The organism is Moraxella sp. CTOTU48841 (assembly GCF_032061225.1).
Lineage (GTDB): Bacteria > Pseudomonadota > Gammaproteobacteria > Pseudomonadales > Moraxellaceae > Faucicola > Faucicola cinerea.
Map to the genome: position 1 here is coordinate 40262 of NZ_DAMBFQ010000009.1, position 13133 is coordinate 53394.

The following is a 13133-nucleotide window of genomic DNA, read 5'->3' on the forward strand; positions in this document are numbered from 1 at the left end:
CATGATAAAAAACTTGGCTGAAAATTATCTAGCCTTGCTAAGCATATGATTTGTTAAGCCTATTATTTGTTAAGTCCATTATAAGAATTTATTAAGCCAGTTTTGTTATTTTTACCTTTTGATCTATGTCAATTTTTTGTTTTTGAGGGCAATACCATGTATTCAGCACATCATGAACCGCATTTTAGTAATCGCAACAATTGGCTTCGCGCAACCGTGCTTGGCGCCAACGATGGTTTGATTTCCACTGCCAGTCTATTGATGGGGGTTGCGGCAGCGCGAGTGGACAGTCACACCTTACTGTTGACAGGGGTGGCATCGCTGATTGCTGGTGCAATTAGTATGGCAGCGGGCGAATACGTCTCCGTCTCTTCGCAAGCCGACACCGAAAAAGCCGACTTGGCAAAAGAAGCCTATGAACTTGAGCACAATTCAGACCGCGAGCTAAAAGAACTGACGCATATTTATGTTCAGCGCGGCTTAACGCCTACCATGGCACATGATGTTGCGGTAGCGCTCACTGCTCACAATGCCCTAGAAGCGCACGCACGCGATGAAATTGGACTTACCGATACCGCGTCTGCCAATCCCCTACAGGCAGCCGTGGCATCGGCTTTATCCTTCATCACAGGAGCGCTGCTACCGGTGCTGTGTATTTGGCTGTTACCAAAGCAATATTTGGTCGGCGGTTTGGGCACAGTGACCTTGATAGGATTAGCATTTTTGGGCTGGTTATCGGCGTATTTGGGGGGTGCCAAAATTTTCCCTGCCATTGTACGGGTAGTCATTTGGGGCGTTGTCGCATTGGTTACTACCAACCTTATCGGTGAAATGTTTGGGGTAAAAACAGGTTAGTCAATCACTTTTTATCGCATTATTTATCGCCAATTTTTATCATTACCATTTGCAAAACCAATTTTTTCTTATAAGATAAGGAAACTGTAATAATTCAGCAAGTTTATAGAAACTATTATTGGGTGATAGATTATCGTTTCTATAAATTAAACAGTTGGCAAATAGTCAAAAATCCTATGGGATTTTAGCTTTCTACGGTAGTGGGAGATAACGTTATGCAAGATTTTGTCAATGCGATTAATGATTGGGTATGGAGTCCCGCATTAATCTATCTATGTTTATTGGTTGGTTTATATTTTTCAATTCGTGGTCGTTTTTTACAAGTGCGCCATTTTGGTCGCATGATTCGATTGCTGATGGACGGAAAAAGCACCGATCAAGGTGTGTCCTCATTCCAAGCACTCGCTATGTCACTCGCAGGTCGTGTGGGTACAGGCAATATTGCCGGTGTGGCAACGGCGATTACTTTTGGTGGTCCTGGTGCATTATTTTGGATGTGGATGGTAGCGTTCTTGGGTGCCAGTACCGCATTCGTTGAGTCAACGCTTGCGCAGATTTATAAAGAGCGTGATGATAAAGGCTTTTTTATCGGTGGTCCAGCCTATTATTTTGAAAAAGCACTAGGACAAAAATGGTACGCGGTGTTATTTGCGATATCGGCAATCGCGGCTTGTGGTTTATTGTTACCCGGTGTACAGGCCAATTCGATTGCTGAAGCGATGAATAATTCACTGGGTATCGCACCTAGCATTTCAGCCGCGGTAATTGCGGCACTACTTGGCTTTATTATCTTTGGTGGCGTCAAGCGTATTGCCTCCTCCGCTGAGGTGATTGTACCTTTTATGGCACTTGCCTACATCATCGTGGCGATTGTTATCATCATCATGCATATTGGTCAATTACCTGATGTGCTAGCGTTAATTTTCCGCTCTGCGTTTGGTATGGATTCTACGTTTGGTGCTGTGTTGGGTCTTGCCATCCAATGGGGTGTGAAACGTGGCGTTTACTCCAATGAAGCAGGTCAAGGTACAGGTCCTCACCCATCGGCAGCCGCTGATGTATCCCACCCAGCCAAACAAGGCTTAGTACAAGCGTTTTCAGTGTATGTCGATACGCTATTTGTTTGTTCGGCGACAGGTTTCATGCTAATCATTACCGGTATGTACAACGTACAAGACCCGGCCAATAAAGAAGCCTTCTTGTATCAAGGGGTTAAAGGCGTTGCCGCAGGTCCAGGTTATGTGCAAACTGCGATGGAAAACATCATGCCAGGTTTTGGCGCAGTGTTTGTGGCGGTTGCGCTATTCTTCTTTGCCTTCACTACCATCATGGCTTACTACTATATTGCGGAAACCAATATCCGTTATCTCACTCGTACCGTAAAGCTAAATTGGGCAATCCCTGTACTCAAAGTAGTGATTTTATTTGTGGTAATTTATAGCTGCTTAAAAACCGCCGACTTGGCATGGGCACTGGGTGACTTGGGCGTTGGTTTGATGGCATGGCTAAACATCATTGGTATCTTATTCTTGCAAAAACCTGCGTTTGCCGCACTGCGTGATTATGAAGCACAGATCAAACAAGGCAAAGATCCAATCTATGATGCGCGCGCTAATGGCGTACAAAATGCGCCTATTTGGGATGAAATTTCAGCCAAATACCGTAAAGAATTTGGTGAACATCCTGACCGTGATCGCTTTGTACCCTAATTTTAACCCCTAAATGCTTAAATGCTTTCACTTAACAGCCGTTAAAAAAAATAAGCCCCATTGATTGGGGTTTATTTTTGTGATGAATGATTATCTTTTGACTGGGATTTTAATTAAACCAAAAAATGCAATCAGTAAGGCGATGACTTGTACAGCCAGCAGCGTATAGACTGTATATAGCCATTTGCCTTGTGCATATGCCAGACCACACGCCCACGCCCCGATACTACCACCGATATAATACGCCATATAATATAGACCTGATGCCAGCGACCGCCCTTCTTTGACATTCACCGCGATATAAGTAATGGTCGCCGATTGGGTAATAAATACCCCAGTTGACATCACTGCAAGCGCCACAATCACCAAAGAAATAGGCGCAGACAGTGTCATCAGCACGCCCATCATCGAAATCAACACGGCCACGCGCACCATACGGGCAGCGCCGTATTTGGCAATCAAACTACTTGCAATCGGTGTGACCACGACCCCAATCAAATACACCGCAAAAATGTTAGCAAGCCCTGCACTCGATAGATTGTAGGGTGCGTCTGCCAAGTGCAAATTGACATAGGTAAAACAGCCCACTAATGAAAACAACACGCACGCGCCAAGCAGTCCTGCGGTCACCACATAACGGTTGCGCACATGTTTACTCAGCATGTGCAGCGCCGATGTAAAATTTGGGTTGGCATGAAAATGACGTGAGCGCGGTAATAACCAAGCCACCAAGGCAGCGCCTAGCACCGTCAACATGCCCATGAACACAAAGCCTTTTTCCCAGCCGATAAGCTCTTCTAAATGCCCCAAGATAAAGCGCCCTAAAAATCCCCCAAATACTGTACCTGAGACATAGTAGGACATCATTTTTGCCATCTCTTTGCCCGCGTACTCTTCCCCGACATAGGCAATCGTCACCACTGTAATGCCAGGTACCGCCAACCCTTGCATAAATCGCCAAATAATGATGCTGGAGAGTGAGTCAGAAAGCCCAATCATCATAGTAGGTATGGCCATAAAGGCAATGGATGCCACAATGATATTTTTACGACCCACGGCATCGGACAACATCCCCATAAACGGTGACATGATGGCAATGGCAATCACTGTCGCCGCAACTGTCATGCCCACTTGCGTTTCGGTCGCTGAGAACGCTTGCATCATAATCGGCAAAATCGCTTGAATCGAATAGACCTGCAAAAATGCAAACGCGCCAATCATGCCAATCATGATTTTGACTATCAATGAGGGTGGCGTTGTCGGTAATTTGGCATTCGGTTGTTGAGAAGGCGGTTGGCTATGGGGTGGTTTGCGGCTAGTTAGGTTACTGGATATTAGCGTGTGACTATCATTATCAGTGGAATGATTGGAAGAATCTAAATGCCCAGTGACATGTTGTGCTTGAGAAGTCATAGGTGACCTTTTTACAAAGTAGTGCCCGTCAAAGAAATGCCTATACTAGCACTAAAGCGCGGTATTTATTGTTAAAAGAAGTTTAACCCTAAGCCGTACTTTGCAAGCCCTTCACGTTAATTAAAGGTATTTAAAGGCCTTTAATGACAAATTTGGCGCCCTAGAGCGTAATATTTTTAACACATGGCTGTTTGTCAAAACATCAGTATTTTTCAAAACATGACTATCCAGCCATGACAAAACTGCAGTAATATTTAGCACATTGTGGAAGTTAACCTTAAAATCAATAGGATTGAATTATGCCGGAGAATTTAAAACAGCCAATGCCCGCTGCCATGCAAGCGTATTTGACACAATTGCATCAAGTGATTGTTCCGTATCTGTTAGCGCAAGGCGTTCAGCCCAATGCCATCAACGCACGTGAAGCGTTAGCCAATTTGACAACCGCATTTGTCACTGACGCACCCAACATGGCAAAAATCATCGATACGGTGCTGGTGACGCCAAGCAATTTTCGGGGTTACAACGTACCACTTAGGCTATTTATCCCGAGTAACTGCCCGCTGCCAAATGAACAAGCAACGGCTGACGTGCCGGTAATGGTGTATTTTCATGGCGGTGGTGGCATGGCAGGTAGCGTCACCGTGTATGATAAACTCTATAAAAAATTGGCTGAAGCGACAGGCTGTGTGGTGGTGGCGCCCGAATATCGCCTTGCACCAGAAAACCGCTACCCTGCCGCGATTGATGACGCCCACGCGATTTTAACCTATTTAACAGCGACCCTACAGCAAGTCGGTTATGCCTGTAACAGCAAGCTTATCATAGCAGGTGATAGCGCTGGCGGGGCGATTACTGCCACCTTGGTGCAAGATTGGCTTGCCAACCGTGTGAACACAGATTTAACTATCACCCATCAAATTTTGATTTATGCCAGTCTAGACTACACCATGTCACAGCCCTCGATTGAGGAAAATGGCACGGGTTATTTACTGGAATCTAGCAAAATTCGCTGGTATTTTGACAATTATTTTTCAGCATATGATGACCGTGAGCTGAGCTCACCGTTTTGGACCGATATGGCTACCCTACTACATCATTCGCCGTATCAAGCCCCAAAGACACTGCACCTAACGGCTGGTTATTGTCCACTGCGCGATGAAGATATCGGCTATCATGACGTATTACAAGCCGCAGGCGCGCCATCCCAACTCATCCATTTTGCGGATATGCCGCACGCGTTTTTAAACATGGAAAATCTGTGCCCTGAGCAATGCAAACAACTGTATCAAAGCGTTGGCGAATTTTGCCAATAACCCAACGCCCCAACCTCTAAACAACGGGATAAAATTTGCCCAGTCTGATGACAAGCCAAAATAAGCTACCCAATAAAAAAGCACCTAGTTAGGTGCTTTTTTTACTGCTTATAACTTATAGCGGTTTGCCTGTGCTATTGCGGCGGCTACGTTTTGGGGCATCCCAACCATCTTGTTTGCCAGCCGGTTTAGCGGATGGCTTGCTTGATGAGGCATAACGGTCAGACGATGACTTAAATCCTTCTGATCTTGACGATTTACCTGCAAATGGTTTATCTGATTTTTTGAAACCCTCAGATTTAAACCCGTTTGAGCGTGAATCGCCAGTACGTTGACCCTCTTTTGCTGGATACGGTCTGTCGCTACGTTTTTTAAGCGGTTGACCAAAGGTTTCTTCTACGATTGGACGTGGCTTGCGAGCGCGGTCATCGCCACGAAACTCGCTAGAGCGTTCGGTTTTTCTGGCAAAAGGTTTGTCACCAAAACGGTCATTTTTTTCAAAGCGGTTAGGACGCTCGCCATGACGCTCACTGCTGTTACGGTCAGTGTTGTAACGTGGTTTATCACCTTGATAGCCTTTAAAGCCATCTTTGTTAAAGCTACGGTTATCATCGCGGCGACGATCTGCATACTCACCTTGGCGAGGCTCACGATTGCCTTGGCGTGAATCACGGTCAAAATTTGGTTTGTCCGATGATTTAGCTGCGCGGTGAAAATCGCCCTGACTATTACCATGACGGTTATCTGAATCGCGGTGACGACGCGGCGCACTCGCATCATCACGCCCAAAACGACTATCGCTATTGCCTTGGTGACCTTTGTCAAAACGCTCGCGTTTTTCAAAACGTGCCGAACTATCGTTGCTCGCTGATTTGCCATAGCGTTCTTGGTTGTCAAAACGTGGCTTGTCCGCAAAACGACGCTCGCTCGAAGGTCTCTCGCTTGAACCACCAAAACGTTGTGAGCGACTGCCACGGTCATCACGACCGCCACGGCTATCACTGCCGCTGCGACCACGACCGCGACCATCACGACCATTAGGCTTACCACGACCTTCAAATTTTTCCACAAAACGCGGTTCTAAGCCTTCAACTTGCGCTTCATTGATATCACGTTTTAGGTAACGGGCAATATTGCCAAATTGACGACGGTCATCGCGGCTACATAGGTTGATGGCAATACCAGTACGACCGGCACGACCTGAGCGACCGATACGATGCACATAATCTTCTACTTGACGCGGTAAATCATAGTTAAATACATGGGTAATGTTGGGTAAATCAAGACCGCGTGCAGCCACGTCTGTTGCTACCACGATGTCAAATTTGCCACTGCGAAGATCTGAGACGATACGATTACGCTTGCTTTGTGGCAAGTCACCATGCAGATAACAGGCTTTGTGTTCCCATTGTTGTAGGCGCTCAGCGACTTCTTCACTGCTGCGTTTGGTCGCGGTAAAAATAATCGCTTGACCACGCTCTGGGTCACAGATCAGGTGCTCTAATAATTTATTTTTGTGGTCAAAGTTGTCACAGAAGTACACTTTTTCATCGATGTGTGCGGTTTCAACTTTGATGTTGATTCGCTCTGGATCTTTGGTAAAGCTTTCAGCGATTTTACCGACTGGACCATCCCATGTCGCAGATGACATGATGGTTTGGCGATGTGCGGGTGTGGCTTCCAAAATCGCATTGATATCATCGGCAAAACCCATGTCTAGCATACGGTCTGCTTCATCAAGTACCAACATGGTCAAATCAGAGAGATTCACACGCTGGGCATTGATATGATCTAGCAAACGACCAGGCGTCGCCACGATGATTTGTACGCCTTTTTTTAGCGCACGGATTTGACCACTGTATGCCGCACCACCAACAAGTGGCACACTGTACAAATCTTTCATGGCTGAGCCATATTTGCGGATACTGTCTTGTACTTGGTTGGCAAGCTCACGCGTCGGTGTCAAAATCAACGCTTGTACGACTTTTGGCTGTTGGCGACCACGTTTGCCACTTGCGGTTTTTTCTGCCGCTTTTTCTTTGGCTTGTAGTTCACTTAATTGATGCAAAATTGGTAATACAAACGCGGCCGTTTTACCACTACCTGTTTGTGCGGATAATAGCAAATCACGACCCGCTAATGCAGCAGGAATCGCGCGCGCTTGGATAGGGGTTGGTGTGGTATAACCGGTTGCGACAATACTTTTTAGTAATGAACCTGAAAGACCCAGTGCAGTAAAACCATTTTCGCTAGGGTTAGCATCGTCAGACGTTGGGGCATTCGTTGCTACAGTATCAGCCGCTACAACATCCGTTGTCGCAGTTGCTTCTGTATCATCAACTGGGGTGTTGCCAGTAGGCTTATTGCTGTTGGCTTGGCTATTGCTATGAGTATGGCTAAAAAAATTATCGATTGAGTTATCAGCAAAATCTGTGGTTGAATTAAAATCAGTCATGTAAGTCCTTAAAAAATAAGTTAATCAAAGTATCAGTGGTAACCTTGATTGAAAACACGCAACAAGCAAAAGCCCTCAAGCTGACTGCACTTTCAAAATGGATAAGCAAAATGAATAGGCAAAATTATCAGCTATCATTAATCACAAATATCGTGTTAATCGCTTTAAAGCATTGTAATCGTGTCTGTAAGACTTATTTTCACTATAAAAATAGCGACAAAACCTACTGTCAGACTTATCAAAACTTTTGAAACAGTAAAACCATCAAAAAGTTCGTATCGCGGCATTCACAAGAATGCTTAAAAAAATACAATGCTAAATATTAGGTTATCATCGGAAGATTATCAGCGCTTACAATGTCGCGCTTGATATATAGGCAGATGGATAAGCTAGATTAATTAGAAAATTGACGTTGCTCTTAGCGTTTAGGTAGCGTATATGAGTCATTATTGGTCAGTTTTCTTTCGCAATTAAAAAACTTACCAAGTGAAATAGGCATCAAAAACACCTACTTAAAAAAGTGATAACCCCACTAGCACATCTTCGGCACACTGGCTGGCTGCTACCGTTGCTACCTTCCGGTCCTGGCGGGGTTCACAGCAGCTAGTTGCGAAGCTACCAATGGGGTTACCGAAGCGGTATTCTAGAGAATTTGGCGACCAAATGCAAACTATTTTTATCCTATACGCCAAATTTTTGTATTTATTTCACTTTTACACACGCTAATCCATCAGCAAGCAACATTTGGGTAAATTTTTGTCCACCTTCTTACCCTTTTTCTACAATTCTTGCGCTGCAAATGTTACAAAATATTTTATAATGCCCATTCAACAACATATTGAATGAACTAAATAGCAGTTTAATCAGCAAAAGATTCATGCCAACCCATATAAAGAAGCACTAGAAAAAAGTAGAAAAAAAACAATAGGAAACACTATGACACATTTAAGCACCGCGACTACCAACCATCCCAATCATAAAATGCATGCCAATCATACAATGACCAAAGGTATTGCAGCCAGCTTGCTTGCTATGGCGACGCTATTACCTTTTACCAGTGTTTCAGCCGCTATCTACCCTGTGAATCCATCCCCTGCGAACTCATCAATGACCAATACTTTAAACTACGGCTTGCTTAATTTTGCTGCCTCAGCGAGTAAAAAAGTCAGCAATGACCAAATCAATGCTACCCTTAGCAAAACTGTGCAAAACAAATCAAGCAGTGAGGTGGCTAATCAAATCGCTACCACGTTGAACCAAGCGGTTGCCATTGCCAAAAAATACCCACAAGTGCAAGTTAGTACGGGCAATCAAGCCACTTATCCGCAATATGATAAAAACCAAAAAATCATTGGTTGGACGGGAACTGCAAGCTTGAATTTAAAAAGCACCGACACAGTCGCCGCTAGCAAATTGATTGCCGAATTGCAAAGTTTTATGACGGTTGATGGATTAGACTTTAGTGTGTCTGATGCCGCGCGAAAAGCCACAGAGCAAGAATTGATGATGGAAGCTTCGAAAAACTTCCAGCGCCAAGCGCAAACGCTGCTGCCTGTCTGGGGTGCAAAAGGCTATCAGTTAGTCTCGTTGGAGTTTAGTCAAGGGGGCGATTATCGTGCACCGCGCGCGTATGGCAGTGTAATGATGCTAGAAGCCAGCAGTGCCAAAGTCGCTGACCAAAACTTCCAAGCGGGCGATAGCACCATTACGGTTACTGCCAATGGTACCGTCCAACTGGTAAAATAAGCTGCTGTTAACCACAAAAAAACCTGTTGAATTAACAGGTTTTTTTGTTTGTCTTTTACTCACTAAGCAATACTTAGTAAGAAATTTCTGCACGGCGGTTTTTTGCCCATGCTGATTCGTCATGACCGGGATCAGCAGGTTGGTCTTCACCATAGCTGATGGCTTCCATACGTGAAGCTGATACCCCTGACGTTGCTAAGTAGGCCTGTGCGGCTTGGGCACGGCGCTCACCCAATGCCAGATTATATTCACGGCTACCACGCTCATCGGTGTGACCAGCAATGGCAACACGGGCGCTTGGGTTGGCTTGTAAGAATTGCGCTTGTTGATTTAACACGGCTTGACCTTGAGCGTCAATTTCACTGCTATCGAAGCCGAAATACACGGCATTAGGATTCGCACCCGCGGCGGTGATGACTGACGTCGAGTTTGTTACCACAGCGCCGCCGTTATAGTAGCCTACGCCACCGGGAACGCCCATCGGCGCAACCACTACTTCAGACGTGCCAGTACGTTTGGCAGAACACCCTGTTAAGGCGATGGTTGCCATCATCGCAGCAGTGCTTACTACTTTTAGCATCGTTAATTTCATAGTCTTTCCTCAAAAATTATTATTTAACGCGTTTACCTATTTTGTTACTTTTCGATAGAGTAAATCAATCTCGCGCTTTTTGTAAACAGTGTTACTGTAAATTTTAGCCAACTTTTCCTCGAAATTCTCAAAGCAGTTTAATTTTTGGATTAAACAAATAGCTTAAAAAATTCACTTGTTAAACTCACCTTTCATAAGATTAGTGGTAATAAAACAAACTGTCTAAAACAGTAATATTTAAATTTTTGTCTAAAACCGCTACCAGCGAAATTTATTCCATAGTTCAGGGTTTGCCCAAAACTTGCTATTAAACCAATCTGGCAAATGTTTATAGTCAAACAGATTAAATTGCCATACTTGGTAGTTGGTTGTATGGTGATCTTGGTCATTTTCCACAATCGGCTGCTCATGTAATCGGCTAAAGCCAAAGCTTGCTACATCCACACCGGTTGCCGGCTCGGATAAGTTTTGCACCAGCAAACAATGCTTGGCAAACAAGTCGCGACAGCGCTGGATGATTTGGGTATCGATAGCGCTATCGTTTGATAATATTATCACTGCCAAGTCATAACGCTTGGCAAACCGATGTGCGATAAACTCTTGATAATCAAACGCTTCCCAACTCACGGCTTGATCAATAGCTTCATCAATGGCTTGAATTTGGGTAAAAACCGACTGCGTGTCATTACCAATAATCAGCCCGGTGAACGGTTGATTTATTGATGAGTTATTTTTATCTTTGCTCAAATCATGTTTGCTTAGACTATCTTTACTTAAAAATGCCAGACTTTGTCGGACGACATCCGTAATGCTTAAGGTGGGATTGGTCAAAATAAAATCCTTTTGATGAGTTTTTATTAGATACTGTTGATAGATACGGTTGAATGATAGCCGTGATATAGTAGGGATAAGGGTCGCTAATATGCCATTCTTTAAAACCAATTATAACTATCTATCATGAGCCATGACTAGCCCTTTTGGTCGAGACAGAGTACACTAAGTGCTAAATTTATCACTTGTATTGACTGTTAGAAATAAGGAACAACCATGCCACAATATCGCTCAAAAACCTCCACATCTGGCCGCAATATGGCGGGTGCACGCGCACTTTGGCGTGCAACAGGTATGACAGATGAGGACTTTAACAAACCGATTATCGCGATTGCTAACTCGTTTACCCAGTTTGTACCCGGGCACGTACACCTAAAAGACTTGGGTCAGTTGGTTGCCCGCGAGATTGAAGCGGCAGGTGGTGTTGCCAAAGAATTTAACACCATTGCGGTGGATGATGGCATCGCCATGGGTCACTTGGGTATGCTCTATAGCTTGCCAAGCCGTGATTTAATCGCCGATAGCGTGGAGTATATGGTCAATGCTCACTGCGCCGATGCGCTGGTTTGTATCTCCAATTGCGACAAAATCACCCCTGGTATGCTGATGGCAGCGATGCGCCTCAATATCCCAACGATTTTTGTGTCGGGCGGTCCCATGGAAGCGGGCAAAGTATTGGCATCCACGTTGGGGGATGGGCATACCACCCATGAAACCGTGATGAATGAATTGGGTGAAAAAATTCGCAAACTTGACCTAGTCGACGCCATGATTGATGCGGCAGATGACTTGATTAGTGACGAAGATGTGGCACAAACCGAGCGCTCTGCTTGCCCAACTTGCGGCTCATGCTCAGGTATGTTCACTGCCAACTCGATGAACTGTTTGACCGAAGCCTTAGGCTTATCCCTGCCTGGTAATGGCTCGTTACTTGCCACTCACGCCAAACGTAAAGATTTATTCTTAGAAGCAGGTCGCCGTATCGTGGCACTTGCCAAACGTTATTATGAGCAAGATGACGCCAGCGTATTGCCACGCTCAATTGCGACCAAAGCGGCATTTGAAAACGCCATGAGCCTTGATATCGCCATGGGCGGCTCAACCAACACGATTCTACATTTGCTTGCCGCTGCCCATGAAGCCCAAGTAGATTTTAAAATGGCGGATATTGACCGTCTAAGCCGCCGTGTGCCTTGTCTATCAAAAGTTGCCCCTGCAACGCAAAAATACCATATGGAAGACGTGCACCGTGCTGGGGGTGTGATGGCAATTTTAGCCGAGCTTGATCGCGCAAACCTGCTGCAAACCGATGTCCCCACCGTTCATAGTACTTCACTGAAAGCAGCGCTTAACCAATGGGATATCATGAATCCTGATAATACCGAGGCGCGTGAGCGTTACATTGCAGCCCCAGGTGGGGTACGCACCACGCAAGCCTTTAGCCAAAACAATGCGTGGTCCAATCTTGATGTCAACCGCGAATCTGGCTGTATCCGTAGCAAAGAATTTGCCTACTCACAAGACGGTGGTTTGGCGGTATTGTTTGGTAATATCGCTGAACGTGGCTGTGTGGTCAAAACAGCGGGCGTGGATGACAGCATCCTAAAATTTACCGGTCGTGCCCGTGTGTTTGAAAGTCAAGACGATGCCGTGGCTGCCATTTTGGCAGACCAAATTGTCGCAGGTGACATCGTGGTGATTCGCTATGAAGGTCCAAAAGGCGGCCCGGGTATGCAAGAGATGTTGTATCCGACCTCTTACCTAAAATCAAAAGGTCTGGGTAAAGCCTGTGCGCTACTTACCGATGGTCGTTTTTCAGGGGGTACGTCGGGTTTATCCATCGGTCACGTCAGCCCAGAAGCCGCTGAAGGCGGTACCATCGGTCTGGTGAATGAAGGCGATACCATCGAGATTGATATCCCTAATCGCTCGATTCATTTGGCGGTTGATTTTGCCGAACTGGAAAAACGCCGAGAAGCGATGGTGAGCCGTGGCAACCAAGCTTGGAAACCTGTCAATCGTGAGCGCCAAGTGTCAGCCGCCTTGCGGGCGTATGCAGCAATGACTACTAGCGCTGATACAGGCGCGGTGCGTGATGTCAGTCAAGTCGAGCGGTAATTTTTTACTCCAAACTACATTGCTACTAAAAAAATTGGCAAAAAAGAGTTATCAAAAAAGATCGATGGTACTTATCGGTCTTTTTTTTAGCGCCATGA

At 45.3% G+C, this 13133-nt stretch carries 9 protein-coding genes and 1 other RNA gene; 5 read left to right on the plus strand and 5 right to left on the minus strand.

What is annotated here, in order from left to right; genetic code table 11:
- The first annotated feature begins 156 nt into the window (after positions 1-156).
- Together RT034_RS08990 and RT034_RS08995 are read left to right on the plus strand one after the other, a co-directional pair.
- On the plus strand, positions 157-855 hold the full coding sequence (locus tag RT034_RS08990; protein WP_313016054.1) for a VIT1/CCC1 transporter family protein: 699 nt from the start codon (positions 157-159) through the stop codon (positions 853-855).
- 215 nt (positions 856-1070) lie between these two features.
- The gene (locus RT034_RS08995) at positions 1071-2564 is read left to right on the plus strand and encodes an alanine/glycine:cation symporter family protein (protein WP_313016055.1); all 1494 of its coding nucleotides are present in this window, start codon (positions 1071-1073) and stop codon (positions 2562-2564) included.
- Positions 2565-2654: 90 nt separating this feature from the next.
- Here the strand turns inward: RT034_RS08995 and RT034_RS09000 are convergent, their stop codons facing one another.
- Positions 2655-3794 (minus strand): MFS transporter, encoded by a 1140-nt coding sequence (locus RT034_RS09000; protein ID WP_313016078.1) that lies wholly within the window; start codon positions 3792-3794, stop codon positions 2655-2657.
- Between the two features lie 482 nt (positions 3795-4276).
- Between RT034_RS09000 and RT034_RS09005 the strand changes: the two genes are divergently transcribed.
- Positions 4277-5293: an alpha/beta hydrolase gene (locus RT034_RS09005; RefSeq protein ID WP_313016056.1), complete on the plus strand. Its 1017-nt coding sequence runs from the start codon at positions 4277-4279 to the stop codon at positions 5291-5293.
- A gap of 115 nt (positions 5294-5408) precedes the next feature.
- Here the strand turns inward: RT034_RS09005 and RT034_RS10840 are convergent, their stop codons facing one another.
- Both RT034_RS10840 and ffs read right to left on the minus strand, forming a co-directional pair.
- Positions 5409-7748 carry a DEAD/DEAH box helicase gene (locus tag RT034_RS10840; protein ID WP_409566355.1) on the minus strand — a complete coding sequence of 780 codons (2340 nt, stop codon included), beginning with the start codon at positions 7746-7748 and terminating at the stop codon, positions 5409-5411.
- A gap of 527 nt (positions 7749-8275) precedes the next feature.
- Positions 8276-8372, minus strand: an RNA gene (gene ffs / locus RT034_RS09015) — signal recognition particle sRNA small type.
- Positions 8373-8684: 312 nt separating this feature from the next.
- Here ffs and RT034_RS09020 point away from each other — a divergent pair.
- Positions 8685-9494 (plus strand): SIMPL domain-containing protein, encoded by an 810-nt coding sequence (locus RT034_RS09020; RefSeq protein WP_313016057.1) that lies wholly within the window; start codon positions 8685-8687, stop codon positions 9492-9494.
- A gap of 73 nt (positions 9495-9567) precedes the next feature.
- Here RT034_RS09020 and pal read toward each other — a convergent pair whose 3' ends face one another.
- Both pal and RT034_RS09030 read right to left on the minus strand, forming a co-directional pair.
- On the minus strand, positions 9568-10086 hold the full coding sequence (pal, locus tag RT034_RS09025; RefSeq protein ID WP_282849737.1) for a peptidoglycan-associated lipoprotein Pal: 519 nt from the start codon (positions 10084-10086) through the stop codon (positions 9568-9570).
- Positions 10087-10344: 258 nt separating this feature from the next.
- On the minus strand, positions 10345-11028 hold the full coding sequence (locus RT034_RS09030) for a DUF6231 family protein (protein ID WP_409566357.1): 684 nt from the start codon (positions 11026-11028) through the stop codon (positions 10345-10347).
- Positions 11029-11133: 105 nt separating this feature from the next.
- Between RT034_RS09030 and ilvD the strand changes: the two genes are divergently transcribed.
- Positions 11134-13035 (plus strand): dihydroxy-acid dehydratase, encoded by a 1902-nt coding sequence (gene ilvD / locus RT034_RS09035; RefSeq protein ID WP_313016059.1) that lies wholly within the window; start codon positions 11134-11136, stop codon positions 13033-13035.
- The last annotated feature ends 98 nt before the right edge of the window (positions 13036-13133 follow it).

What these genes read in the sequence shown, in the direction of transcription:
- RT034_RS10840 (WP_409566355.1), bottom strand. Translation starts at nt 7,748, where the DNA reads ATGACTGATTTTAATTCAACCACAGATTTTGCTGATAACTCAATCGAT.
- pal (WP_282849737.1), bottom strand. Translation starts at nt 10,086, where the DNA reads ATGAAATTAACGATGCTAAAAGTAGTAAGCACTGCTGCGATGATGGCA.
- RT034_RS08995 (WP_313016055.1), top strand. Translation starts at nt 1,071, where the DNA reads ATGCAAGATTTTGTCAATGCGATTAATGATTGGGTATGGAGTCCCGCA.
- RT034_RS09005 (WP_313016056.1), top strand. Translation starts at nt 4,277, where the DNA reads ATGCCGGAGAATTTAAAACAGCCAATGCCCGCTGCCATGCAAGCGTAT.
- RT034_RS08990 (WP_313016054.1), top strand. Translation starts at nt 157, where the DNA reads ATGTATTCAGCACATCATGAACCGCATTTTAGTAATCGCAACAATTGG.
- RT034_RS09000 (WP_313016078.1), bottom strand. Translation starts at nt 3,794, where the DNA reads ATGATTGGCATGATTGGCGCGTTTGCATTTTTGCAGGTCTATTCGATT.
- RT034_RS09020 (WP_313016057.1), top strand. Translation starts at nt 8,685, where the DNA reads ATGACACATTTAAGCACCGCGACTACCAACCATCCCAATCATAAAATG.
- ilvD (WP_313016059.1), top strand. Translation starts at nt 11,134, where the DNA reads ATGCCACAATATCGCTCAAAAACCTCCACATCTGGCCGCAATATGGCG.